This is a genomic window from Paenibacillus dokdonensis, from assembly GCF_004916975.1.
Classification (GTDB): Bacteria; Bacillota; Bacilli; order Paenibacillales; family Paenibacillaceae; genus Paenibacillus_AQ; species Paenibacillus_AQ dokdonensis.
In genome coordinates this window covers 191,035-214,954 of record NZ_STGQ01000001.1, presented here as the reverse complement: position 1 = coordinate 214,954, position 23,920 = coordinate 191,035, and the positions used below count along the sequence as shown (strand labels likewise).

The window sequence follows — 23,920 nt, the reverse complement described above, 5'->3', positions numbered from 1 at the left end:
TTTTTTAAAATAAAAAACGCTCCCCCAATGTTGGCGAAAAGCGTTTGTTCGTTTTTGGAATTTTGATGCAGCTTATGCTTCTGCGGGTTTCAAGAAGTCACCCTGCGGAGCATGGGACTGATTAATGATGGCAGAATAGATACATGTCCTTCGCCCTGAACCTCAAGCATTGAAATGCTTTGTGGACCCCGGCCGCTTGCTGCCAGGGTTTGATACAGCTCCTTCGCATCGCTGATCATGTGAGGCTTTTCGAACTCCCCCACACTCAGATGCAGCTCAATGTCCGTCTTTTCAAGCTCTAAATCTTCTTTTGTATTTTCCCATAACTTAAGCAACATATGATTTTTCCACCATACCGATGGACTTGCCGCAAAATAACGACGATATGCAGAGGGCCGCGTAAACAGGGTATACAAGGTCAGGAAACCGCCGAGAGAATGGCCGAAAAGAGACTGTCTGGAACGATCAACGGGAAAGGCCTCCTCCACGGCAGGCTTCAGTTCATACTCCATAAAGTCAAGAAACGCCTCCACTCCTCCTGTATGAGGCCAAGCGGAACCATCAGGTCTTGCAGGGAGCTCATGCTCATCCGCATACACGGTATAATCATAAAACCGCTCCTTGGTTACAATGGGCTCGGAGGAATCATAGCCAATGCCGACAATGACAGCAGGCGGAATGCCATGCGGGCCTCTAGACTGCAGTCTGACAGCCTCCGCGAGCGAGCCGAAAGAAGCATTGGCATCCAGCGTATAAAGAACAGGGAAGCCTCCTTCCGGCGGTGGACCCATGGGTTCGGCGATGAAGATACGGTATTCGCGTCCCGTCAGGCCTGAGTTCATGCTCCACGTAAGCGTCCCGGGAATATGTGCTTCTCCCAAACGGGTCAAAGCTGGCTTGGGATCGCTTGTTTCCTTCCCGAACAGCCACTTCAGCGACTCCGGAAACTGCTTTACCATAAAGAGCGGATCATGAGTACCCTCTTGATCTATAGTCAGCTTCAACCGGCTTGCCGGCATCCCCTTTTCCGTCCATAACCGATGAACTTCCTTCGTATTCTCTACCATGAACCTCTGCCGGTTCTCTTTATAAATGCCTTCATTGCTTCCAACAGACATGTAAACACGCTGCTGACCTTCCATTCCCTTATGCTCCCGAATAAAATCCATAACGCCCTCATACCAGAAGGAAGCCGATACCAGGCCGATGCGGCCAAAGGTCTCCGGACGCCAGCACCCTGCAAAGAATGCGATCAAGCCACCGAATGAGCCGCCAATGATGCCGGTTGTTTCCGCCTGCCTTTCCGTACGGTAGTGGCTGTCGATATAGGGCTTAAGCACATCTGCAACTTCATCCGCATAAGCTCGTCCCCCTCCGGCAAAAGGCGGATAACTTTCCACTAGCGCAGCAGCTGGCCATGGCGTATATTCAGCATTTCGCTCATCGGATACGACGCCAACCAGAATGATCTCTTCCAGCTGGCCGGATGCATACAAATGCTCTAGATAATTAGCACAATCGGTAAAAAGATCCCCGCCATCCTGAACATAAGCGACCGGAAAACGGCGATCTGACTTCTCATAAGATGGCGGCAAATAGAGAATCAACTTCCGATCACCAACCGTAAGCTGCTGATATCGAATCATAATTACTCCCCCTGTTGAACCTTTTCTTGCTTACGCACGTGAGCGAATTAACAGAAAAACAAAATAGGGTACACCGATAATGGACACGACAATGCCAACAGCCAGTTCAGCCGGGGCAAATATGGTTTTCCCGATAAAATCGCCAACAAGCACCATGATCATGCCGACAACACCGCTGACCGGGATGATATGAATATGCCGCAAACCTACAAGCCGTCTGGCCAGATGAGGAGCGATTAAGCCGATAAAAGCGATGCTGCCGGATACGGCGACACTGGCGCTGACCAGCCCGACGCTGCATAGCAGAAATATATTCTTTTCCCGTTCTACCGACATGCCTAGGCTTTTCTGGCTTTCACTGCTCAGCTGAAACAGATCAAGTACATGGGAACGCATGCAAATCAACGGTAAAAGCAGCAGCCATGGCAGCATCGTAACAACAAATTTCCAGTTGGCGCTATGCAGACTCCCTGCGAGCCAGACGACAGCCATCTCGTAATCGCTCGGGTTCATTTTTAGAGAAATGTACACGGTGAGGGCTCCAAAGCCTGAGGCGATGGCGATACCTACCAGGATCAACCGCTGGGGATCAAGCTTGCCTCCCTCTCTGGCGAACATATAAATGGCTGTCGTTGCCGCCAGACCGCCGGCCACGCCAAATATAGGCATCATCATCACTCCAAGCCAGCCCGTGGCGGAGATGCTCCCTTGGAATAAAAACATGAATAACACGACGGACAGCCCAGCTCCTGCATTGACGCCCAATATCCCAGGATCTGCGAGCCCGTTTCTCGTTACGCCTTGGATGATTGCCCCGGCAATTCCCAGAGCAAAGCCTACAAGTGCTCCAAGTACGATCCGGGGGAGACGGAATTCGAATACCACCAGATCATGCTCCGGCTGGGGATGAATCCTCAGCAGCGTTTTGATAACATCGAGCACGGACATATCAAACGTCCCGTTCGTTAAGCTGAGATATACGGCAGCTGCGGCAAGAAATAGTCCCGAGACCGTGACCGTCCAAAACCGTCTATGTGATATTTTACTCACGCTGTGCCCCCCCTCTTGTTCGGATGAGATACAAGAAGAGAGGCACGCCGATCAAGGACGTGACCACACCTACAGGCGTTTCGAACGGGTAATTGATAAAGCGCGCCACAATATCACACAGCGCAAGGAAGATTCCGCCCATCACACCGGACACCGGGATGACCCAGCGGTAATCCGAGCCTGAACAAAAACGGGCAATATGCGGAATAATCAGACCTACAAAAGCCACTTTACCAGCGAGGGCCACCGAGACCCCTGTCAGCAGGACGACAGCCAAAATAGCCAAAGCCTCCGTCAGCCAGGTACGGATGCCTAGTCCTTTGGCAACCTCTTCACCCAGCGACAATGCCGAGATGGATTTCGATATCACCAGAGCCAGCGCCAAGCCGACAATGGCAAATGGAATGCTTAACCGGATAAGCTCGGGATCCATTTGATGCAGCCGGGCGTTATACCAAAAGCTGATATTTTGCGAAACCTGAAAATAGGTTGCTATCGCATGCGCCGTCCCGCTGAGAAAAGTGCCCATAATGGAACCGAGAATAGCCAGCTTCACAGGACTAAGCCCGTTCGGAATACACCAGGCCAATCCAAAGACCACAGCTGCACCGAAGGCAGAGCCAATCAGCGAACTGATAATATACATATTCGGATTCACGTTCGGTAGAAATACCATACATATCGTTACGGCAAAAATAGATCCGTCTGACACGCCCATAATGGACGGCGAAGCCAAATAATTACGTGTCATACCCTGCATTAAAGCCCCAGAGACCGCAAGGAATGCCCCTATCAGCATGGCACCAACGGCACGCGGCAGACGGGAAGAGATAATAATCTGGTGATCTACATTATCCGGATTAAAAGCAAAAATAGAGTTCCAGACTTCACCGGCTGTGATATTTTTGGCACCATACAAAATCGAAGCAAGAATTAATAACACAATGGCTGCCGGGGCTATTCCAAGAATAACCGCCGGCAGCGTACGTTTAAGCTGCATAATCAACACGCCTTATATTGAACTCGTTGTTTATTTCTACTCCGTAAGCTTAGCTGCTGCTGCTTTCAAAAACTCAATTTTGCTGTATGCGGTTCCGCCTTGCATGAGCGGATCAACCACATTCACATATGCTTTACCGTTTTTGAATGCGTTCAGGCTCTTGATAATCGGGTCCTTTTGAAAATCATCAAGTGCGTTGGGTGTATCTTTGTTTTCATCAGGCAACGATTGAATAAACAGAACATCCGGATTCAACTCGGCGATTTTCTCCTTCGAGATCAGCTCCTGGGCTTTGGCCGCTTTGACTTCAGCAGGTGCAGTAAGTCCAAGATCCTCGTAGAGCACCGGATTGAAGAATACCTTTTCCGGATATATGTAGAGCTCACCGGCGCGAATCCGTATCGCAAGAACCTTCTTATCCTTCAAGGTATCGCCAATTTGGGCTTTGGTTGCTTCCAGATCCGATTTATACTTAGCAATTTCCTGTTCCGCCTGCTCCTGCTTTCCACTGAGCTCTCCAAGCAGTCTCAGATTCGCTTCCCAATTGGTTGACACATGAGAATACGGGATGGTTGGCGCAATTCTTTTCGTCTTCTCAATCACTTCAGGCTTAAACTTGGTTGAACTCAAAATGACATCCGGCTTAAGCGATAAAATGGTTTCAAAGTTCGGCTCCATTTTTTCACCGACGGATTTGGCATTCTTGGTGATGGACTCGAACAGCGGCGGGAATTCACCGGAAAAAGTGATGGCCCCGACCGGATTCACATCAAGGACAATCGAATCTTCCATGGCTTCAACGGCACCTGTAATGACGATACGTTCTATATGGGAAGGAAGCGTGTATTCCTGATCCAGATATTTCACAACTCTTGTATCTGATGAGGCGGCAGGCTCCTCCGCTTTTTCAGCAGACTTTCCTTCTGTAGCTGTTTGATTCGTGCTTGTCGATGCAGCAGGCTCTGACGATTGATTCTCTTTGCCGCAGGCTGACAAAATCACCGCAAGCATTAAAAATAACCCCGTTAAAAGCTTCATTCTTTTCATTTCTCTCTGATTTCTCCCTTCGACGGTTCCCTCTTTAATTGATAATGATTATCATTATTGATAGTAAAGGAGGATGGTCAAATACGCCATGGACAATTCCCCGATTTCTCATGGACTTTTTCCGGTTAACAGCGCAGCTGCCGACTCTGCCATTTGCTCCATGGCAACGGGAGAATACTCGCGCCACGGATAGGAAGTAATGAGATGCAATCCGCCCTTCTTAACCGCAGGCAATGACAGCCATTCCGGCGAGGATGACAGGCCTTTCCAAAATGCTAGAGTCTCCGAATCCTGCCTGACTAAGACCAGAATATGCTCCGCCTCCATCTTCCCGAGATCCTCCACGGTTAAAAGGGAAAGCTCGGACACATCTTCCGGAAGGGAGACCATAATGCAGCCCAGCAGCTTGCTTAGCACTTCATTAACCGCGCGGCTGTTATTTAGAGCGAGTCGGTTTTCATAAACACGTGCGGCTATGAGTCTGGGTTGCTGTATATGCAGGGAGACATGCTGGTGCAGCAATTTCATTTTCCGGGAAAAGGACTTCAGCCATTGTTCCGCTTCCTCCGTTCGATCCAGCCATCCGGCGAGCGCTCTGAGTTCATCTTCCCAGTTCTCCGTTTCAAGCGAGAGCTCGTATACGGGTGCAATTTGTTTGAGCCTTTCCTTCTCCCAGGACTCCAGCTCTTTCATGCATATAATCCGTTCCGGCTGTGCCGCAGCGAGCTTGTCCAGATTGGCTGCTTTATTGTGATTCTGGCGGTAAGCATCCAGATGCACGGGAATTTCAGGCCCAAGCGAGTGGTACTCCGCAGACCATTTAGGATGAAGGGGAGCAGCATAAGGGATGATTTGTAGAGGCGCAAGGTACCCAAGCAGTGAGGTGGAGCCGTACAGGGCTATTCTATTGGTTCTCTTCTTGATATAAGCCGAGGGAGACAGGCCAAATTCCTTTTTAAACTTTCTACTGAAATAGAACTCATCTTTATACCCCACCAAATGCGCGATTTCCTTAAGCAGGGTTTCTGAGCCCAGCATCAGTTGCTTGGCCTTGTTCATCCTTACGTATCCCAGATAGTCTACAACACTGCGGCCATAGGTCTTCTTGAACATATCTGCAAAATAGTTCGAGCTGAAATCGGCCCCCTCTGCCAGCTGGTCAATCGTGAGCTCCTCGCTGTAATGCTCTTCCAGAAATATTTTGGCACGTTCCAATGCCTGAATTTTATCGTTTTTAGAATCGCTGCTGCTTTCCGCTATGAGCTCAAACAGCAGTTCCTGAAAATCGAGCTGGGCACGCCAACGTTTAATATCATCAACATGATGAAACTCCTTGTAAACCTTGCGGCAGATCGAATGAAGTCTTTCCGCAGAACTTAACGCCGTCCCTTCTTCCCGGATCATCCATGCACCCGTCTCGACTTCAAGAAGCGTTTCTCTCTGTAAATGATCTGCATGATAGAAACTGAAATTAAAAACTGCGACAGATACTGGCTCCGAGCCGTATCCGCTCACTCCGAATGTTCTTCCTCCAGGACATAAATACACGCAGCCCTCGCCCATCCGTATGATCCGATCTCCCAGTTCAAGATCTGCTTCTCCCTTCAGAAGTATAATCAAGGCACTCTGCACGGCCAGCTGATGTGCGAGGCGCAGCCCCATCTCATGAAAGAATTCCACATTCCATAACCTGGTAGTCAAATTATCCAGCTTCACATTACTGCTTTCATGTATCATCAATCAATGTACCGCCTTTTATTGAGAATGGTTATCATTATCATATAGTAGCTATCATATCATAATCGTCCTGCCCTGAGATGAAAAGTTATAAGTTGGAAACTATATTTTATTTTCTACTATATAAATAAAACAGCCCTGTCCGGAATGGCATAAGGCTGTCTATAAAACAAAAAGAAGCACCCGCTTTCGCGAATGCTTCTTTTTAGTATGCGGTAGAGAGGACTCGAACCTCCACGGGCATACGCCCACTACCCCCTCAAGATAGCGTGTCTGCCATTCCACCACTACCGCATGTATAAGGGAAATTTCCTGAAATAAAACTGGTGAGCCATGAAGGACTCGAACCTTCGACACCCTGATTAAAAGTCAGGTGCTCTACCAACTGAGCTAATGGCTCTCGCTGACTCACTATGATGTGTGCCATAAGTAAATCCAAAATATATAAATGGTGACCCGTAAGGGATACTCTCTCTTCGTTCGAGACTGCGATGCAGTGCTAACGAAGTTCCTGCTTCGACGAACCCTTGTGGGCTCTCATCCCCCATCGAAGCTGCAATATAAATGGTGACCCGTAGGGGATTCGAACCCCTGTTACCTCCGTGAAAGGGAGGTGTCTTAACCCCTTGACCAACGGGCCGTATCAACAAAGCGTGACAACAAAAATTATCTTACCAGAATTCTTGGGACATGACAAGTACTTTTTTTTGAAATATTCCTCTTCCCTGCAAAGCGTTAATTTTTTCTAATGGCCATGTTAAATCTTAGTGTTGTTTTCACCTCAGAAAAAAACACCCTTTGAAAAGGGCAGTTAATTTAATTATCGTTGCGCCGATAACTTAGTTTAAATTAATGGGTCTGAGTACCAGCAGTTTTCTTCATCTGTATCGCAGAAACGAGATAAACAATAAGAACTGCACCAAAGAGGTTCCAAATACTCGGAATTGACACGATGGATAGATAGAGACCATAAGGAAACGACCAAACAAATACAATAAACATTAAGATTCGATTTTTCAAAAACGAAGCTGCAATGCCTACTAAAGCGGGAAGAATCAACATTGTATAAACGACATTAATCATTCTAATATTCGGTGGTGTAGTTGAATATGGATTCCAATACAAAAAAACAGCACTCAAAATAATGCATACGATGGAAGCAACTAAGCCGCAAATTGAATTTTTCATTGAATGACCTCCCTACTTAATATGAACATTGCATCATCTCCAACCAAAGTTTAACATAGCCTTTCTAATGCAAATGCATAAGTTTGACGCTGCCAAGGCATCTTATGATTGGCTTATCACATAAAAGGATTGAACCGAATCCTGCCTAAAAAACAAATAAAGGAGAATTATACTTATGGCTAAACCCGATGACCGTTCCGACAACGCGGAGAAAATCCAAAACTCGATCAGCAACACTCGCGAAAACATTCAGGAAACGAATCATTACCTGGATGAGCATGCAGATGAAATCTCCGGACAAGAGCAGCAAAATCTTGAGCATAAAAATGCCAAACGCGAAAAAGCAATCGAGGGCTTTGAAGAAGAATACCAAGACGAAAAATAATTTTGAAAATCAGGCTTCTCATCCCTTTGCAAAAAAGCTCCCAGCCGCTATTGGTCAAGACCCCATTTAGTGGACATTGAAAAAACACCTAGGCTGCAAACTGGCGCCGGTACTGTACCGGCGTCAGTTTGTTTAATTTACGCTGCGGTCGCCTTTGGTTGTAAAATTGTATGTACTTCTCAATTCTCCTTTGTGCCTCTGCCAGATTTCGGATATCATAGGGATAGAGCCCTTCCGTTTTGAGATGCGAGAAGAAGCTCTCCATGGAGGCGTTGTCTAGGCAGTTGCCCCGGCGAGACATGCTGATTTGGGCGCTAACCTTTGGCAGCATGTCGTGGTAAGCATGAGACGTGTACTGGAACCCTTGGTCGCTGTGAACGACCAATCCGGACACGTCTTTTCGCTTAGCAAATGCTTTAGCGAACGTCTGAAGTACCAGTTCATTATCGTTACGTTCGCTAAGTTGGTAGGCCACAATCTCGTTATTGAATAGGTCTTTCACTGCCGAAAGATACAGCCAGCGCTCGCCTATCCGGTATTGAGTCACATCCGTCACCCATTTCTGGTTTGGTTTTTCGGCTGTGAAATTTCGCTTAAGCAGATTATCAGCCACGCGCTCGGCAGCCTGGTATGTCATATTAAATCGACGTTTCCGGCGAATGCTGGCTTGAAGACCAAGCTTTTGCATTAGGCGCAGTACTTTCTTGTGATTCATCCATACACCTTCATCCTGCCACAAGAAAAGTTGGATCTGACGGTAGCCATACTTTCCTTCGTAGCGTTGATACACGGTGCGAAGGAGTCGTTTAGCCTCGGCATCTCGGTCATTCTTCTTCCTCTTCAAATACGCGTAATAGCCACTTCTAGAGACGCCAAGGAGCTTGCAGTGTTCGGCTACTTGGCCGACATTCGCTGCTTGTTCGATAAGCTTGAAGCGCTGTTCTTTCCCTCCTGCATCCAGATTTCCAAACACTTTTTTAGCATCGTATTCTCCCGTTTCAACTGCTGAACATATCGCTCTTGATCTAAATATTCCTTCCGCCTTCCTCGTTGATCCAGTAAACCAAACTCACCCTTTTCACGGTATTTTCGCATCCAACGCTTCATCCGACTCTGGTCTTGGATTCCCAAATGATCGTTGATTTGCCGATACGTCCATTTTTCCTCTACGTGCAAACGGATTGCCTCCATCTTGAGTTCCTCAGAGTACGTCTTAAACTTTTGACCTTTTATAGCCATAAAAAATACACCCCCTAGAATTCATCGGTTAAACCAAGGGGTTTTTCCAATGTCTATTCTAAGGGGTGCACTTCACTATCGCGGTGGGAGCTTCTTGTTGTATCTCGAACGGAGAGAGAGGGATACCCTCCCTCCGGTCGGGACTGCGATGCGGATCCTACCGATGTTCATGCTCCGACGCCCCCTCTTCGAGGCTTCTCATCCCTTTGCAAAAAAAGCCCCCAGCCGCTATCGCGGTGGGAGCTTCTTGTTGTATCTCGAACGGAGAGAGAGGGATTCGAACCCTCGCACCGCTTACGCAGTCTAACCCCTTAGCAGAGGGTCCCCTTATAGCCACTTGGGTATCTCTCCAAGAAAATGGCTCCCCGAACAGGACTCGAACCTGTGACAACTCGATTAACAGTCGAGTGCTCTACCAACTGAGCTATCAGGGAACGTTTACAAATGGTAACAATCAATAATTTATCATGATTTCTCAGGGGAGTCAAGCGTCTGCTGTTTAAGTTTCCCCCGGCATTTTCCGCACCGGAATCGTCTCGTATCGACCTTGCGTTTACGCATATATTTCATCCCGCAATCCCGGCAAATAAGCACATAGCGGTACGGCTGCACCTTTCTTCCGCCGCGGTTCGGCAGTGTGTTACAGAACCGGCTCCCTCCCACATGCTGCAGCAGCTGTTTGAAATCCGGATCACGGTGCTTGTACCCTCTTCCAGCCAAATGCAGGTGATAGTGGCAGAGCTCATGCTTGATGATTTTCTCCACTTCTTCCCTGCCGTTTTCCTCCAGCTGGTGGGGATTAATCTCAATATGATGGCTTTTGGTAAAATATCGCCCCCCGGTGGAGGACAGTCTCTTGTTAAAGGTCGCCTGATGCCGGAAAGGCACGCCAAAGCTATCCAGCGACACGTTTTCCACCCAGGCCTGCAATTCGTCATTGCTCATGATTGGCATAGCTCTTGCTCCACTTCCTTTCCGCGTTCATCCTGGCGGCATGCTTGAAACGCACAGGAATCCTACTTGAATTTTAACTTCAGCCTAAGCTACACTGTCAAGTAAAGGATTACTTTGCATCGACAAGCTAGCAGCAAGTATGGAGGGGGAAACTAAACATTATGCCAAACATGCGTTACGTCATTTTGCAGCTGGGAGACAAGCTTCAATACGTGGAGATGCCTGCCGATTACGCCTATCAGCTCAGTGCGCTGAACTTAAGACTCAATAAAGAGATCAGCAAGCTCACCGCACAGGATACACCTGAACTGCCACTCGCCGTTGCTGAGTGCGAACAGCTCGAGCTGCTGCAGGAAAATTCCATCATTGTCAGTGGTCTAGATTACATTAACGAACTGGAGCAATCCTTTGCTTCCCTGAACGAAACAAATTACCCGCTGATCTCCCTGCTCACGGAAATCCGTGCCCTGCAGGCTCAGTTGGAGCAGTGGTATGAAGAAGAAATAGTGTAGACCTGCACGCTTTGGGCGTCTCCCCCATATGCTATCCATACAGACGGTTTAGCAAGAGGAGGAGATACCCTTGCCGCAATGGCTCTGCAATCAGCTGACACGCGCCTTTCACAAAAAGGACAGACGCCAAATCAAGCTGCTGAACGATTGCTGGTTCTTTTACCGGAATTCAGCTGGGGAAGGCACGGATCATTCATAGGATGGCTGTTCATCAATCCATAACGTTACGCAAACCAAGCCGGATCTATGAATCCGGCTTCTTTTTTTTGCCGATATCGTTTGAACTTACATAGGATGACGAGTTATAAGTAGCTTCTTGCCGCCGGCCAAGAGCCCTGCAGTTTTCCGAGTAAAATGATCTGTCCAGTATGATAAGCATCATGCATGATCAAGCTGAGAAAACGCTGGGGATTGTTTTCGACCTCTTCCTCAGGCAAATGTTCTAGCGCATGTCTTACAGATGCATGCACCTCCACAAGCTTGGACTTGGCGCGCGCCCAGTCATTTTCACTTGCTTCAGGAATGCGGAAGGTTTCATCATTACCCGGCGCGTTCTGATCTTCAGAAGCACCTGAAAGCCGCTTTAACAAACGCTCCTTAAAGTAGAGCAAATGCTGAACGTTCTCCCATATACTGTTGACTGCACCTTCTTCGGGTTTCCACAAAGCCTGTTCAAGCGAAACATCCTTCAGCGCATGCAGCAGCGGAGGATACCAATCCTCTTGATCCATACAATAATCCCAGTTTTGCAGCAAAAGACTTCGGATACTCATCCTAATCGCCTCCCGTTTTAAGTAACTACCTTAAACATGTTAAGGTAGTTACGCAAACAATAGCACAACTATTTTCCAGGTACAAGCAGCATCCAATAAACCATCCTCTCCCGGTCTCTCACCACTCCCGCAAGATAGCAAAAGCGAACCATGGTTTGTTACAATGTTGCTATAGAAAGGATGACCTCGAATGCTCTGGGATGATTTTGTAAATAGTGAATGGCATGATTGGCGGGGCAGCGGGCGCTCCGAAGACCGTCTTGATCAAGAAGAATGGCTCCGTTGGTTTATGCAACAGGACCGGATTACCGCAACCGACCTTCCGGGCGATAGGGAAATGAACGAACTGAAAGAGCTGCGCTCCTTCCTGCTTGCGCTGATCCGTCATATTACATCCGGAGAAGCTGTTACAGCTAACCATATCGACCATCTTAATCTCTGGATGGGAAAGTCACCAGTGATACGCAAGTTAAGCACATCCGAACATGGCATCCATATCTCCTATATTCCTGCAAACACCAATTGGACGCAGGTTATGGCTGAAATTTCAGCCTCCTTTGCGTCCACCTTGGAGAAGGGCGAGTTGTCCAGAATCCGCATTTGCGACAATCCGGACTGCCTATGGGTATATTATGATGACACACGCAACCGCTCAAAGCGGTACTGCGATGATAAAATGTGCGGAAACCTGATGAAGGTACGGCGGTTCCGGGCCAAAAAGAAGCTGTCAGACTCAACCACCGTTAATCCGGACACCGCAAATGATAAATAAACAACGTATATTTGAATAAGCCCCCCTTCTTTTACAATTTAGAAAAGGGGCTTTTTATTATGTTTTTTTACTGCTGATCCTTCGGCTGACGCATCGTAAGTCCGACACGGCCCTTTTTCAAATCCACATTCAGTACCCAGACAGTCACATTATCCCCGACGGATACAACGTCCATCGGATGCTTAACATATCCTTCACTGAGCTGTGAAATATGTACGAGGCCGTCACTCTTGATACCGATATCCACAAACGCGCCGAAGTCGATGACGTTACGTACCGTTCCCTGCAGCTCCATGCCCGGCATCAAATCCTCGATTTTGAGCACATCTGTCCGGAAAATAGGGAGCGGAAGCTCTTCACGCGGGTCACGGCCCGGACGCTGCAGACTCTCCAGAATATCACGAAGCGTCGGCACGCCAACGTCAAGCGCGTTAGCTAACTGCTCCACATGCTGCTGAGCCAGCAAATCCGACAGCTCTCTTGTTCCAAGCTTATCCATACCGATCCCGAGCTCCTTGAACAAACGATCTACGACCGTGTAGGATTCCGGGTGAATCGGTGTGCGGTCCAGCGGGTTATCCCCTTCCGAAATACGCATGAAGCCGATGCACTGCTCATAGGTTTTAGCGCCGAGGCGCGGTACGCTTTGCAGCTGCTTGCGGCTGCTGAATTTACCGTTCGAATCACGGTATTTTACAATGTTTTTGGCTATGGTCGCGTTAACCCCTGCCACATAGGACAGCAGCGAAGGTGATGCTGTATTCACATCTACACCAACATGGTTAACGGCAGACTCTACGACTGCCTTCAGGCTTTCGTCCAGATGCTTTTGCGATACATCATGCTGATATTGTCCGACACCGATGGCCTTCGGTTCGATCTTAACCAGCTCCGCGAGCGGATCCTGCACCCGGCGCGCGATGGAAACCGCACTCCGCTCAGCAACATCAAGCTCCGGAAACTCCTCCTGTGCCAGCTTGGAAGCCGAGTACACACTTGCTCCCGCTTCGTTAACGATCAGATAAGACAGGTTCAGATCGCTCAGATCACCAATGACTTCTGCCACAAACTGCTCGGTTTCTCTGGAGGCCGTACCATTGCCAATAACGATCAACTGAATCCCGTATTTGGTGATCAGCTCGCGGAACTTCTCGGCCGCCTCTCTCCGCTTGTTGTTCGGTGGCGTCGGATAAGTCACCGCTACTTCGAGCAGCTTCCCCGTATCATCAACGACAGCCAGCTTACAGCCGGTCCGGAAGGCCGGATCTACGCCCAACACGCATCTGCCTTTTACCGGGGGCTGCAGCAGGAGACTCCGCAAATTGCCGGAAAAGATGGAAATGGCCTGATTTTCTCCCTTTTCCGTTAATTCCGCGCGAATTTCCCTTTCAATTGAAGGGGCAATCAGACGTTTATAAGCATCTTCTATCACTGCTGTTAATACTGTTTCTACTATGGAAGAGCCCTTAACAATCTGACGTGCCATAAAATGATGAATCGGATCGGACGATACTTCAAGGCCTACCTTCAGTATATTTTCGCGTTCGCCGCGGTTAATGGCCAAGATCCGGTGAGGAGGCATTTTTTTGGCAAGCTCCCGGTAGCTGTAGTAGTTTTCATACACGGATTCCTGCTCCGCATCCTTCGCTTCCGAGGTCAGCATGGCATGATCCATCGTATACCGGCGGACCCAGGAACGGATTGTCGCGTCATCCGCAATATTTTCAGCCAGAATATCCATCGCTCCGGCAATGGCTTCATCCGAGCTCTCAACGCCTTTATCGGCGTCCACGTATTTGGAGGCTTCCTGTTGCAGGTCACCTTGCTTCGGCTGCCCCATAATCCAGTTTGCGAGCGGTTCCAGCCCTTTTTCCTTGGCTACACTGGCGCGGGTTTTGCGCTTTTGACGGTAAGGACGGTACAAATCCTCCACTTCCTGCAGCTTGACCGCCTTCTCAATAGACGACTTCAGCTCTCCCGTCAGCTTACCCTGCTCATCGATAATCCGGATAACTTCACGCTTGCGTTCCTCCAGATTGCGCAGATAGTTCACCCGTTCCTCAATATCCCGCAGCTGGTTCTCATCCAATTCCCCGGTCATTTCCTTACGGTAACGTGCGATAAAAGGAATCGTGTTGCCTTCATCCAGCAGCTCAACCGTCGTGCGGATCTGTTTCAGTGAAAGCTGCAATTCCTTCGCTGTCTGCTGAACAATGCGTTCCTGTTCCTTGGCCTTCTGTTCTTCCGTATTCATTTCCACAACTACCTTTTCTGTCATAAAAATCCCTCTTTTCCCCGTATCAGTCGCTTGTTATGCGTGAATAGTGCAAAGTCTGGTATATAACGTTCGTTTATTAGAGCATTCCATACATTTCATTTTCGTTATGTTAAATTTCTATCTCCGTCGTCATTTCATCGATTCGGAGTTCAGTTGAAACGCCAAGCAAAATTTAGATTTTATTCTAAAAAGTGAAGCTTGGTTCTTGTATATTATCACAAACTTTTGCCTACTTTTCCAGCGGGCATCTTTGGAAGAGGCAAACAATGATGGCAGAAGCTTCTTCCATGAGTGATTTTACCCTTATTCTGCCTGGTAATTTGGCAATAACACAAAAAGGCCCTGCGCCGGAATATCCGGAGCAAGGCTCGTCCTTTACAGTCTTTTTACACTACCGATCCCATTTTCCTATTACTGCATTCTTTTCAGACGGAACAGCTCGCTGTGAAAATCTCCCCGATCTTCTCCAACCGAAATACCGGCATACATCAGAGCATCTCCGCCGAAAACTCCATTGTTCCCAAGGATTGAATAATCTGCGTCCGGATCAAGTCCTTTCAATTTCAGCCGGCTTAAAGGCGCATTGGATTCAGACAACACACGGAAATAGAATACAGCCGCTTCACTACCATCTTCAGCCACAAACATCCATGCGGTCTCATTGCCTTCAAAAGGACTGAGCAGCCGGTAATGGAGCCCAAACTGCACCAGTCCGCGGATCTCCTTGTATAAGGCGACCTGCTCTTTGACAGCCTCCTTCTCCTCATCGCTAAACCGCGTTAAATCCAGCTCATAACCGAAGTTCCCCGACATCGCCACCAGACCGCGCATATCAAGCGGCGTTGTACGTTTGACCTGATGGTTGGGAACTGCAGACACATGGGAGCCGATCGAGCTGACCGGATATACAAGACTGGTACCATACTGAATTCTCAGACGGGCGACCGCATCCGTATTATCGCTTGTCCAAGTCTGAGGCATATAAAACAACATACCAGGGTCAAAGCGTCCACCGCCTCCGGAACAGCTTTCAAACAAGATATGAGGGAATGCCGTTGTAATGCGCTCCATAACTTCATAGAGTCCGAGCATATAACGGTGGGCTGTCTCCCGCTGCCGCTGCGGCGGCAGTAAAGCCGAGCCAATCTCCGTCATATTACGGTTCATGTCCCATTTTACATACGTAATCGGCGCACTGCTTAGGATATTACCGATCATCCGGACGATCTCATCCCTGACGTCTTGTCTGGAAAAATCAAGAATAAGCTGCTGTCTGCCTTCCGTACGCCGACGCCCGGGAACATGGAGACACCAGTCTGGATGCATGCGGTATAGATCACTGTCCGGCGATACCATTTCCGGTTCAAACCATAAGCCGAACTGCATTCCCAGGTGATTCACTCTTTCCACCAAATCATCCAATCCATCCGGCAGCTTATTCAAATCGACAACCCAGTCTCCAAGCGAGGAATTATCACGGTCCCGCCGCCCGAACCAGCCGTCATCCAGCACGAACAGCTCAATGCCCAGCTCTTGTCCGGCCTTCGCAATGTTTTCAATTTTTTCTGCGTTGAAATTGAAATACGTTGCTTCCCAGTTGTTGACAAGCACGGGACGTTCCTTGTCACGGAACTCCCCTCGCGCCAACCGCTCGCGGTACAGCTTATGATACGTCCGGGACATGCCTCCAAGACCTCCTGCAGAATACACCATCACTGTTTCCGGTGTCTGAAAGGACTCCCCCGGTTCAAGCAGCCATGTAAAGTCAAATGGATTGATGCCGATCGACAATCTGGTCGTCCGGAATTGATCCACTTCAGCCTGTGCAATAAAGCTGCCGCTGTATACCAGACTGAAGCCGTAGACCTCGCCATGATCCTCATCCGTTCCCGGTGAAAGCAGTGCTGCGAACGGATTCTGTTGATGACTGCTCGAACCGCGGCGGCTTTCCACGGCCTGTATGCCGTATGCCAACGGACGGCGGATGACATCACGCTCGCGAGTCCAAGCGCCGGACAGCTGCAGCCACTCATAATCCATATGCGGAAAATCCACGCTCGCGCTGAGCGCACGCAGAAGCTCTATGCTTGCTCCGCTGTCATTAACGATACGCATCGACCGTGTGATGGCATCATAATCTTCCAGCACCGCATAAATTAGCTCTACATGGAGTCCTGAAGCCAGATCCTGCATATTCAGCACTAAGGTCTCTGCTTCACTTTCACGTTCCACATATACAGCAGGAAGACCCTCTAGCCCCGGTTTTCCCTGCTCCATGCGATGCGATACATATTTGAATTCCGTAATGGTCGTGCCGTCCTCAAGTCTCGCCTGAAGCAGGGGATGGCGATAGTCGCTGGTTCCATACACTGGCAGCTCCTGTGGCAGGGTATCCAGTGATATACTGCGGTCTTCAGGTACCGGATTCGGGCTGAATGAACAACGCTCCTGTGATACCAGCAGCCAGCTGAGATCGCCTGCACGCAGCCGCTTGCCATAATACAAATGTGCCGCGTAGCCGGAAGGAAGAATCTGAAATACATAGCTTGAGCCTTTCGTTTGCAAATGGAACAGCTGCTGCTGTGAATCGATATAAATTCCCATAATTCCCTCCGTATGCTTAAGCGGAATGATTTTCAGCCGGGTATCCCCCGCCTTGTCCGCTCTTTATTGGTTACTATAAAGTTACATGGATCAAGCATCGGATACAATGGACTTATGTGACATTTTAAAAGCAACCACACAGCAAGAGAAAAGACAAAAGGCGTGCCCCGGGGCACGCCTTTACTTTTGCACGTTCATGGTTAAAAGTCGATCAAGCTAAGACTGATCTGCAGAGAATCATCCACTTTTTTCATCGTTTCTTCGTCCAGGTGGGTGATTTTGTCCGTCAGCCTCTGCTTATCAATGGTTCGGATTTGCTCCAGCAATATAACAGAGTCCCTGTCAAAACCATGCGAAGCCGCATCAATTTCTACATGCGTCGGCAGTTTGGCTTTTTGAATCTGGGCCGTAATAGCCGCCACGATTACCGTAGGACTAAAGCGGTTGCCGATATCATTCTGAATGATCAGCACCGGTCTCACTCCACCTTGTTCAGAACCAACAACGGGTGAAAGATCCGCAAAAAAAACGTCGCCGCGTTTTACGATCAATGTCTACACCCCGCTCACTAAGCGGCCTAGAGTGCTGTCTGCATCTTCCTCTGCATGAAACGCTTCAGAGGCCATGGTCAAATTAATTTTGGCCATTTCCATATAGCCACGCTGCATGGATTCACGGATATAACGCTTCTTCCGTTCATGCAAATACAGCTTCATGGCCTGCCTGATAAGTTCACTGCGGTTGGAATTCTCCATAGCAACGATGCCATCCACTTCCTGCAAAAGATGATCCGGCAAGCTGATCATAATTCTTTTGGTATTCTGCATATTAGCCACCTTTTCTTCCACCCCCACAACCTTCACACCCTTGTGCACCAGTATAACTTTATTCAAGGAAATTTATACAAAGGAATATATATGCCGAAGGTATATCAGGTATGCTGCATTCCATTATAAACTACAGTCGGCATTTCCGTACAGACAATCTCGTCACAATTCTATATTCGAGATGTATGCAAGTTATTCCTTCTGCTCCTAACAAAAGGTTATATCCAGTTTAGTGTGCTTCGCTGATCAAAGGATTGATCAGGGTGTACGGGGCCCCGTTTCGTATATAAAGGCGGGGAATCCGGTTAGCAATCATACAGATGACTTCATAGTGAATGGTACCGAGCCAGAATGCCAGCTCATCTGCCGAAATACTTGCGCCAGACTGCTGACCGATGAGTACAACCTCTTCGCCGGCTTGAATTTCTTCTGCTTCTTCAGCAAAAGATTGCAGCGTTACCATACACTGGTCCATGCAAATCGTTCCGACGACGGGAACGCGGCGGCCGCGGATCAATACCTCCGCTTTACCGCTTAGCATTCGGGAATATCCATCCGCATAGCCAATCGGAAGCGTGGCAATGGTTTCCTCCGCATCCGTCACATACCTCGCGCCGTAACTGACGCCCCAATGAGGCGGAAGCGTTTTAACAAATGCCACCTGTGTCTTTAGCGTCAATACCGGGGTCAGCGCCACCTTTTGCCGATTAACCTCTTCCGAAGGGTATAGTCCATACATGCTGATTCCGATGCGGACCATGTTGAACGACAGCTCTGGAGTGTCAATCGCGGCGGCACTGTTTCCCGTATGTATAATCGGGAGGCTGATGCCTCTCTCTTTCAGTGCGACCACTACGCTTGTAAAACGCCGGTATTGCTCCAGTGTATAGCTTTTATCTTCTTCATCCGCCTTGGAAAAATGGGTAAACATTCCCTCCACCTCAGCCTGCGGCAATGCCAGAGCCTTTTCGATAAAAGAAATGGCGGCTTCACCAGGAAGAAGTCCCAATCTGCCCATACCGCTGTCGATCTTGATGTGCAGCTTCAAAGGACGCTTCAGGCTTTCTGCCGGAAGCCCCTTAATGGTGTCAAGCACATCTTGGCTAAACACCGTCAAGGTTACCTGATGCTCCCAGGCTGCCTGAACGCCTTCAGGTGGTGTGTATCCGAGTACAAGCACAGGAATCTTAACGCCTGCCTGGCGAAGCTGAATCGCTTCATCCAGAAAAGCCACGCTCAGATAGTCCGCGCCCGCTCGCTCCAGCTCCCGCGCCATTTCTACAGCACCGTGTCCGTAAGCATCTGCTTTGACACAAGCCAGCAGCAGCATTTCTTCAGGAAGTGCCTGGCGGAATGCCTCATAATTGGCACGCAAATGATCCAGATTTATTTCCGCTTGTGTAGCTCTATATTGAACTTGCATTTTTTCAGTCACCTTCTCTTACGTTTTACACCTACATAGATTGGACTAAAGTCTGATATGACTTATCACTTGATTGCGATCAGTTCTGTGCTCTGCAACCGTGACTTGGCTTTAGTTCATTCTATATAACTCGCTCATTAATCGTAATGTTCGAGAAGGCCACTGTCAATGAACCACAGCTGGCCGGATTGGGGCGGGTTTACCATACCACACAGCGTCAGAAGATAAACAGGCGGAGGCCTTCATTGTAGAGGAATCAGCTCTAACAACTCGGGAATCCGCCTACTTTGTATTATTTACCCGTTTGTTCCTGTAAAGACGCGGCAATTTTCGTCATTTCATCAACTGGAAGATTTGCACTGGTAATACGGAACTCAATGCCGTCATCATTCATCCAGGTCAGCGTTTTTTGATCATCTCCTGTGAGGAGCGCTGACGTAAACCCGAGATCAACCACCGTTCCCGATGCCAGCGAGAAAACCGCCTTGTCCTGCGAACGCGACTCCATAATGGTGTACTGATATGTTCCATCATAGCGGAGGATGACCGTATGATTTTCACTATTCTCCATTTTATTGGTGTCTTTATTCTCGACCCCATCCGGAAGGTAGACAGGAACGATCATTCCAAAGTCCCCAAGCTCCTTCGGTGCTGCAGCCGAGGCGCCTTCAGCCTTCGGATCGTCAGCCGAAATCGGATTACCATTCTCATCCACCTGCATGACCGTTCCCAGCGTAGGATCGTCCAAGGCCGTCATGTTGCGCTTCATATCAAAGGAATCCTTATCGAATTTGGCATCAAATTTGAATTCGCTGAATTTCACTTCAACCATAACATGAGCTTCAGCATCGGATACTTGCACCTGCTTAGGCGCGTAATTGTCTTTGCTGAGCCAGATTTTCTGGCGAACCAGAGATTGGCTGTGATAGTTGGCTGCAACATCGAATACATAACTGTCCTTGTCTGTGGCAAATTGGCGGGTACTATCACTCAGGATTCCTTGCACCAGCGTCTGATACAGGTAAACCTGCCCTTGATTTTCCGGCCAATCGCTCTTGAAGCGGAAGCTTTTGTTCAGGCTGGGCGTGAGGACGAAAACACCGTCGTCATTGCGGAGAACGATCTGAGTGACATCCTTTTGAGCGTTGGTAAGGCTGATCCGGTAGTAGGAAGGGTTCTGATACCAAACTTCAATGTTGTACTCCTGCGGTTTTTCTCCCGTAAAGAGCGTCATTTTCCCCATTCCTTTATAGGATCCTTCCTTGCTTTGCAGCGTGTCGGCAACGTTATTCAAACCTTTGACTACGGAAGCAGCGTCCTTTTTGCCGCACCCGGCAAATACGACGGTGACGCACAAGATCATGGCGAGTACCCATGACATCCGGCGCATGACATCATCCCCTTTAGCACATGTTTTAATTGATTGATACATGTCTATGAGGGACTTGTTCACATTATGCAGACTAGCCTGACAAGCCGGAGCAGGTTGTACGAATCGATACAAGATTTAGCAGGGGATAACCATTCAGGATGGGGATTCAACGCCTTAAGTATATTATTGAGGGAAGATCCGTTGGAAAGGTCTGATTAGTTCCACTGCAAACAGGTTGCAAACAAGTGAGAAGGTAAGCAGTTTCAAGTTCCTAATAAATAGTCGTAACTAATTGCTGCTCCCGGACGTTATCCTGTTCAGAGGATTTATTTATGCAATCTAGAAATCATAAACAGACAGGGGTTGAATTTGTGGGAAGTAAACTAATAAAATTTTTATTAATCACAGCTCTATTCTTGATCACTGTAGCTTGTGCAAAAGATAATAAATCCGATCCGGATGAGATAGCAGTTAATTTAAAAAAATCAATTTCTTTAGACGAATATGAAGTTTTTCAATCTCTGTTTTCAAGCCATCTTAAAGAAGAAGCTACAAAGGAATTATTTGATAAACTTAAGGAAATTAATGATTCTAGAGCGGATTTCAAGTCATATTCCCTGATTACTTTGGGGAATGGACAAATGATATTAGTCAATCATGTTCCTAGGGATAATTTTAAAATTCAAAAAGTAATAATTGTATCTAATGATTTAAAACAGTTAATTGAAAAAGAAGTGGTAAATCAGAAATAACTCAGAAATTTGAGAGAATGATTCTCCGAACATGCTAACGAATGGACCAACAAGGCAATAATTGGAATTCTTCCTCAGTTACTGAATTGCTAGGCTTAAACGCCCATCAGCATAACCAGACGCAACTTTGTTTTGAACACCCACGAGACGGCTTCCTCATACCAACTGCCTTCTTTAACGTCCTAGAAGTTTGCCGCATTAGCAAGCGAACCACCGAGTAAAAGCTGCTACCAACACTGGGCTGGCACCAAGATACCTCAGTTTTATACTCATTCAATTTCCCCATGAAATTTTCTACTCCCATTAAAACACGGAAGAATTTATATTTTACAATAATTCACATTATTTAATCTTTCGCGGCCAAAATACGCGTCTCCAAAATAAAAACAACTGCATTCCCTAAGGAAAGAACAGTTGTTTCGATGATATATCGCATATAGGAAACAAACTGTTATACGGAAGTAGACGCAGGTACAGCTTCCGGGCGTACGGGTGCCGCAAACCAGGATTCATCCGCATCATGGGCGGTCGGAAGAGCTTTTGTCACCGGATCGAACATCCAAAATATGCCCACACCCAATACCACGATACCACAGCCTGCGATCACGATTGAGCTTGCTGCGATAACGCCCAAACTGCCGCCGATGAGGCTGCCAAGCGGCATAGCGATACCGCTGAGTCCCGAGGATGCCGCAAAAACGGTACCCAGGCTCTTTTCCGGCACGGCTTTTTGAATCACGGTGTTAATGATGACATTGGTTACTCCACCCGGAAACCAAGCCAGGCCGTAGACCAGAACGACGAGCCACGTCCAATGGCTGAATATGCTGAGACTCCAGGCGGCTCCGGATAAACAAAAGGCAGCAGCAAAAAGATATCCGAGTCGTACGCGTTCCAGTTTCATATAGGGTGTAAGCATCGCGCCGAGTAAACTTCCGCAGGCTTGAGCCATGAGCAGAATTCCGTATACCCCCGCCCCGCCGAGGCTGTTCGCAAAGGCTGGCATGACGGTAAAGGTGGCTCCTCCTGCCGCATTAATCAAGATAATGCCAAATAGGATGCGTGCCAGCGGTGTTGCAAGGATCAACCTAAGGCCTTCTTTCATATCTGACACATAACTTTTCATAGGATTCTGACGGGGAACCGATAAATTTTTCTTTTCGCCATATGTTTTTAATCCGTTGTTATCTGAATTAATGGTTGATGAATTTATCCGCAGCTGCATGAACAAAAGGGCCCCAATGAAGAATCCCAGGGAGTTCCACAGATATAGGGAAACCGCACCCAGCACGATAATTAAAGCTCCCGAAATCGCGTTGCAAGCAACGTCGATGCCTTGGTAAGCGATCGAAAACAAGGAGTTCCCCTGCGTCAGCTGGTGTTTGCCCAAGATCTTGGGAAGCGCGGACATCTGAGCCGGATAAAACCACATATTAATGGTCGTGAGGATCGGCGTGATGCTAAGCACGAGACCTACAGTCAGAAAACCGAAATAATGTGCCACTGGCACAATTAACAGCAGCAGTGCCTGCAGCAGTTGAGTGTACACCAGCAGGCCTCGCAGTGGAACCCGGTCAATCATAGGGCCGGAAAACAATTGAATGATTCGGGGGAGGATCGACAGAAAACCGGCAATCCCCGTATATAGTGTAGAACCTCCGAGACTGTACACCAACCACATGGCTGCGACGGCATAAAAGCTATCACCGATATTCGTCAGAATGCGGCCGATAAACAGCAGCGTGAAATTGCGGTTTTTAAAAATCTCCATGTCTACAACACTCCCATTCCTTATTTCTAGAATAAAGTTTAGAAAGCTCCCCCTATTTTGGCGCTTCAGCCGAAATCACTTTAATACCAATCGCATATTCCTGAGTGCTCTCTCCCTTGGTTGCAATCGAAATCTCCACCCATTTCTCCAGCAATGCCTTGAAGTCAGCCTCCATTTCTTCACGTTGCTCCAATGATAGCTGCATTCTCAGACTCATTTTCGTGCTGGTAGCTGCCTCATAATCATCGGCCAGAATCGGATCCATCAGTTGTTTTCCATGCGAGTTAAACCACTTCGCCTTCGACTTGTAGTATTTCTCCACAATACCGCCAACCGTTCTTGTTTCCACAAGGTCGATCAGCCCGCCTTCATACAGTTTTTGAATGTGATAGTGGATGCTGCCTGGGGATTCCCCCAATTCATCCGCCACCTGCTTGGAGGTCTTCGCTGTGTCGACCAATGTTTTGATGATTTTCACCCGCTGCGCGCTGCCTAACAATTTGGCCTGCTCTACTGAAATCTCAATGGATTGGGATTGATCGTTATTCATATCCAATACACTCCGATCTAAATTATAATTTGATCCGTTT

Annotated in this window: 23 protein-coding genes and 5 tRNA genes; 5 read left to right on the top strand and 23 right to left on the bottom strand. The window is 48.1% G+C overall.

The window, feature by feature from the left end:
- Positions 1-89 precede the first annotated feature (89 nt).
- The 9 genes from E6W40_RS01120 to E6W40_RS01080 all read right to left on the bottom strand — a co-directional run bounded on the left by E6W40_RS01120 (position 90) and on the right by E6W40_RS01080 (position 7,668).
- Positions 90-1,646 carry an alpha/beta hydrolase gene (locus E6W40_RS01120; RefSeq protein ID WP_136603790.1) on the bottom strand — a complete coding sequence of 519 codons (1,557 nt, stop codon included), beginning with the start codon at positions 1,644-1,646 and terminating at the stop codon, positions 90-92.
- 30 nt (positions 1,647-1,676) lie between these two features.
- A complete protein-coding gene (locus E6W40_RS01115; RefSeq protein WP_136603789.1) occupies positions 1,677-2,696 on the bottom strand; it encodes a FecCD family ABC transporter permease in 1,020 nt (339 codons plus the stop codon).
- On the bottom strand, positions 2,689-3,696 hold the full coding sequence (locus E6W40_RS01110) for a FecCD family ABC transporter permease (protein WP_136603788.1): 1,008 nt from the start codon (positions 3,694-3,696) through the stop codon (positions 2,689-2,691). Before E6W40_RS01110 ends, E6W40_RS01115 begins: the two co-directional genes overlap by 8 nt.
- A 36-nt stretch (positions 3,697-3,732) precedes the next feature.
- Positions 3,733-4,743 carry an ABC transporter substrate-binding protein gene (locus E6W40_RS01105; RefSeq protein ID WP_136603787.1) on the bottom strand — a complete coding sequence of 337 codons (1,011 nt, stop codon included), beginning with the start codon at positions 4,741-4,743 and terminating at the stop codon, positions 3,733-3,735.
- A 108-nt stretch (positions 4,744-4,851) separates the two neighbouring features.
- The gene (locus tag E6W40_RS01100) at positions 4,852-6,480 is read right to left on the bottom strand and encodes an AraC family transcriptional regulator (protein WP_136606771.1); all 1,629 of its coding nucleotides are present in this window, start codon (positions 6,478-6,480) and stop codon (positions 4,852-4,854) included.
- Between the two features lie 211 nt (positions 6,481-6,691).
- Positions 6,692-6,774 (bottom strand) — tRNA-Leu (locus E6W40_RS01095).
- Positions 6,775-6,804: 30 nt separating this feature from the next.
- Positions 6,805-6,880 (bottom strand) — tRNA-Lys (locus E6W40_RS01090).
- A gap of 165 nt (positions 6,881-7,045) precedes the next feature.
- Positions 7,046-7,120 (bottom strand) — tRNA-Glu (locus E6W40_RS01085).
- Positions 7,121-7,329: 209 nt separating this feature from the next.
- Positions 7,330-7,668 carry a hypothetical protein gene (locus tag E6W40_RS01080; protein WP_136603786.1) on the bottom strand — a complete coding sequence of 113 codons (339 nt, stop codon included), beginning with the start codon at positions 7,666-7,668 and terminating at the stop codon, positions 7,330-7,332.
- A gap of 175 nt (positions 7,669-7,843) precedes the next feature.
- On the opposite strand from E6W40_RS01080, the gene tlp reads away from it, so the two are divergent.
- Positions 7,844-8,053 carry a small acid-soluble spore protein Tlp gene (gene tlp, locus E6W40_RS01075; protein ID WP_136603785.1) on the top strand — a complete coding sequence of 70 codons (210 nt, stop codon included), beginning with the start codon at positions 7,844-7,846 and terminating at the stop codon, positions 8,051-8,053.
- A gap of 88 nt (positions 8,054-8,141) precedes the next feature.
- Here the strand turns inward: tlp and E6W40_RS01070 are convergent, their stop codons facing one another.
- From E6W40_RS01070 to E6W40_RS01050, 5 genes are all read right to left on the bottom strand, one after another.
- Complete coding sequence (locus tag E6W40_RS01070; protein ID WP_168928788.1) at positions 8,142-9,026, bottom strand: IS3 family transposase; 885 nt, start codon at positions 9,024-9,026, stop codon at positions 8,142-8,144.
- Positions 8,948-9,292, bottom strand: a complete 345-nt coding sequence (locus tag E6W40_RS01065) for a helix-turn-helix domain-containing protein (RefSeq protein WP_246072784.1) — start codon at positions 9,290-9,292, stop codon at positions 8,948-8,950. The genes E6W40_RS01070 and E6W40_RS01065 overlap by 79 nt, the downstream gene beginning before the upstream one ends.
- 262 nt (positions 9,293-9,554) lie before the next feature.
- Positions 9,555-9,643: transfer RNA gene (locus E6W40_RS01060), tRNA-Ser, on the bottom strand.
- 7 nt (positions 9,644-9,650) lie between these two features.
- Positions 9,651-9,726 (bottom strand) — tRNA-Asn (locus E6W40_RS01055).
- Between the two features lie 31 nt (positions 9,727-9,757).
- A complete protein-coding gene (locus E6W40_RS01050) occupies positions 9,758-10,237 on the bottom strand; it encodes a SprT family protein (RefSeq protein ID WP_136603783.1) in 480 nt (159 codons plus the stop codon).
- A gap of 170 nt (positions 10,238-10,407) precedes the next feature.
- On the opposite strand from E6W40_RS01050, the gene E6W40_RS01045 reads away from it, so the two are divergent.
- Both E6W40_RS01045 and cmpA read left to right on the top strand, forming a co-directional pair.
- Entirely contained in the window at positions 10,408-10,758 is a 351-nt protein-coding gene (locus E6W40_RS01045; RefSeq protein ID WP_136603782.1) for a hydrolase/acyltransferase, read from the top strand.
- 70 nt (positions 10,759-10,828) lie between these two features.
- A complete protein-coding gene (gene cmpA / locus E6W40_RS01040; RefSeq protein WP_136603781.1) occupies positions 10,829-10,957 on the top strand; it encodes a cortex morphogenetic protein CmpA in 129 nt (42 codons plus the stop codon).
- A 103-nt stretch (positions 10,958-11,060) separates the two neighbouring features.
- Here cmpA and E6W40_RS01035 read toward each other — a convergent pair whose 3' ends face one another.
- Complete coding sequence (locus E6W40_RS01035; protein WP_136603780.1) at positions 11,061-11,531, bottom strand: DinB family protein; 471 nt, start codon at positions 11,529-11,531, stop codon at positions 11,061-11,063.
- A gap of 190 nt (positions 11,532-11,721) precedes the next feature.
- Here E6W40_RS01035 and E6W40_RS01030 point away from each other — a divergent pair, with 190 nt between their 5' ends.
- Positions 11,722-12,303: a CGNR zinc finger domain-containing protein gene (locus tag E6W40_RS01030; RefSeq protein ID WP_136603779.1), complete on the top strand. Its 582-nt coding sequence runs from the start codon at positions 11,722-11,724 to the stop codon at positions 12,301-12,303.
- A 67-nt stretch (positions 12,304-12,370) separates the two neighbouring features.
- Here the strand turns inward: E6W40_RS01030 and E6W40_RS01025 are convergent, their stop codons facing one another.
- From E6W40_RS01025 to E6W40_RS01000, 6 genes are all read right to left on the bottom strand, one after another.
- Positions 12,371-14,581 carry a Tex family protein gene (locus E6W40_RS01025; RefSeq protein WP_136603778.1) on the bottom strand — a complete coding sequence of 737 codons (2,211 nt, stop codon included), beginning with the start codon at positions 14,579-14,581 and terminating at the stop codon, positions 12,371-12,373.
- A gap of 411 nt (positions 14,582-14,992) precedes the next feature.
- Positions 14,993-17,185: an alpha-galactosidase gene (locus E6W40_RS01020; protein WP_136603777.1), complete on the bottom strand. Its 2,193-nt coding sequence runs from the start codon at positions 17,183-17,185 to the stop codon at positions 14,993-14,995.
- Positions 17,186-17,385: 200 nt separating this feature from the next.
- The gene (locus E6W40_RS01015; RefSeq protein WP_127606057.1) at positions 17,386-17,736 is read right to left on the bottom strand and encodes a type II toxin-antitoxin system PemK/MazF family toxin; all 351 of its coding nucleotides are present in this window, start codon (positions 17,734-17,736) and stop codon (positions 17,386-17,388) included.
- A 3-nt stretch (positions 17,737-17,739) separates the two neighbouring features.
- Positions 17,740-18,021, bottom strand: a complete 282-nt coding sequence (locus tag E6W40_RS01010) for a CopG family ribbon-helix-helix protein (protein ID WP_136606770.1) — start codon at positions 18,019-18,021, stop codon at positions 17,740-17,742.
- A gap of 220 nt (positions 18,022-18,241) precedes the next feature.
- The gene (alr, locus tag E6W40_RS01005; RefSeq protein ID WP_136603776.1) at positions 18,242-19,435 is read right to left on the bottom strand and encodes an alanine racemase; all 1,194 of its coding nucleotides are present in this window, start codon (positions 19,433-19,435) and stop codon (positions 18,242-18,244) included.
- A gap of 292 nt (positions 19,436-19,727) precedes the next feature.
- On the bottom strand, positions 19,728-20,825 hold the full coding sequence (locus tag E6W40_RS01000; RefSeq protein ID WP_136606769.1) for a DUF4367 domain-containing protein: 1,098 nt from the start codon (positions 20,823-20,825) through the stop codon (positions 19,728-19,730).
- Positions 20,826-21,139: 314 nt separating this feature from the next.
- Between E6W40_RS01000 and E6W40_RS00995 the strand changes: the two genes are divergently transcribed.
- Complete coding sequence (locus E6W40_RS00995) at positions 21,140-21,559, top strand: hypothetical protein (RefSeq protein ID WP_136603775.1); 420 nt, start codon at positions 21,140-21,142, stop codon at positions 21,557-21,559.
- Positions 21,560-22,010: 451 nt separating this feature from the next.
- On the opposite strand, the gene E6W40_RS00990 is transcribed toward E6W40_RS00995, so the two are convergent.
- Positions 22,011-23,330 carry an MFS transporter gene (locus E6W40_RS00990; RefSeq protein WP_136603774.1) on the bottom strand — a complete coding sequence of 440 codons (1,320 nt, stop codon included), beginning with the start codon at positions 23,328-23,330 and terminating at the stop codon, positions 22,011-22,013.
- A gap of 52 nt (positions 23,331-23,382) precedes the next feature.
- Complete coding sequence (locus E6W40_RS00985) at positions 23,383-23,880, bottom strand: winged helix-turn-helix domain-containing protein (protein WP_136603773.1); 498 nt, start codon at positions 23,878-23,880, stop codon at positions 23,383-23,385.
- Between the last annotated feature and the right edge of the window lie 40 nt (positions 23,881-23,920).

Coding starts and splice junctions, on each gene's coding strand:
- E6W40_RS00985 (WP_136603773.1), bottom strand. CDS start 23,880: ATGAATAACGATCAATCCCAATCCATTGAGATTTCAGTAGAGCAGGCC.
- E6W40_RS01105 (WP_136603787.1), bottom strand. CDS start 4,743: ATGAAAAGAATGAAGCTTTTAACGGGGTTATTTTTAATGCTTGCGGTG.
- E6W40_RS01065 (WP_246072784.1), bottom strand. CDS start 9,292: ATGGCTATAAAAGGTCAAAAGTTTAAGACGTACTCTGAGGAACTCAAG.
- E6W40_RS00990 (WP_136603774.1), bottom strand. CDS start 23,330: ATGGAGATTTTTAAAAACCGCAATTTCACGCTGCTGTTTATCGGCCGC.
- tlp (WP_136603785.1), top strand. CDS start 7,844: ATGGCTAAACCCGATGACCGTTCCGACAACGCGGAGAAAATCCAAAAC.
- E6W40_RS01035 (WP_136603780.1), bottom strand. CDS start 11,531: ATGAGTATCCGAAGTCTTTTGCTGCAAAACTGGGATTATTGTATGGAT.
- E6W40_RS01025 (WP_136603778.1), bottom strand. CDS start 14,581: ATGACAGAAAAGGTAGTTGTGGAAATGAATACGGAAGAACAGAAGGCC.
- E6W40_RS00995 (WP_136603775.1), top strand. CDS start 21,140: ATGCAATCTAGAAATCATAAACAGACAGGGGTTGAATTTGTGGGAAGT.
- alr (WP_136603776.1), bottom strand. CDS start 19,435: ATGCAAGTTCAATATAGAGCTACACAAGCGGAAATAAATCTGGATCAT.
- E6W40_RS01000 (WP_136606769.1), bottom strand. CDS start 20,825: ATGCGCCGGATGTCATGGGTACTCGCCATGATCTTGTGCGTCACCGTC.
- E6W40_RS01110 (WP_136603788.1), bottom strand. CDS start 3,696: ATGCAGCTTAAACGTACGCTGCCGGCGGTTATTCTTGGAATAGCCCCG.
- E6W40_RS01080 (WP_136603786.1), bottom strand. CDS start 7,668: ATGAAAAATTCAATTTGCGGCTTAGTTGCTTCCATCGTATGCATTATT.
- E6W40_RS01030 (WP_136603779.1), top strand. CDS start 11,722: ATGCTCTGGGATGATTTTGTAAATAGTGAATGGCATGATTGGCGGGGC.
- E6W40_RS01120 (WP_136603790.1), bottom strand. CDS start 1,646: ATGATTCGATATCAGCAGCTTACGGTTGGTGATCGGAAGTTGATTCTC.
- E6W40_RS01045 (WP_136603782.1), top strand. CDS start 10,408: ATGCCAAACATGCGTTACGTCATTTTGCAGCTGGGAGACAAGCTTCAA.
- E6W40_RS01100 (WP_136606771.1), bottom strand. CDS start 6,480: ATGATACATGAAAGCAGTAATGTGAAGCTGGATAATTTGACTACCAGG.
- E6W40_RS01020 (WP_136603777.1), bottom strand. CDS start 17,185: ATGGGAATTTATATCGATTCACAGCAGCAGCTGTTCCATTTGCAAACG.
- E6W40_RS01050 (WP_136603783.1), bottom strand. CDS start 10,237: ATGAGCAATGACGAATTGCAGGCCTGGGTGGAAAACGTGTCGCTGGAT.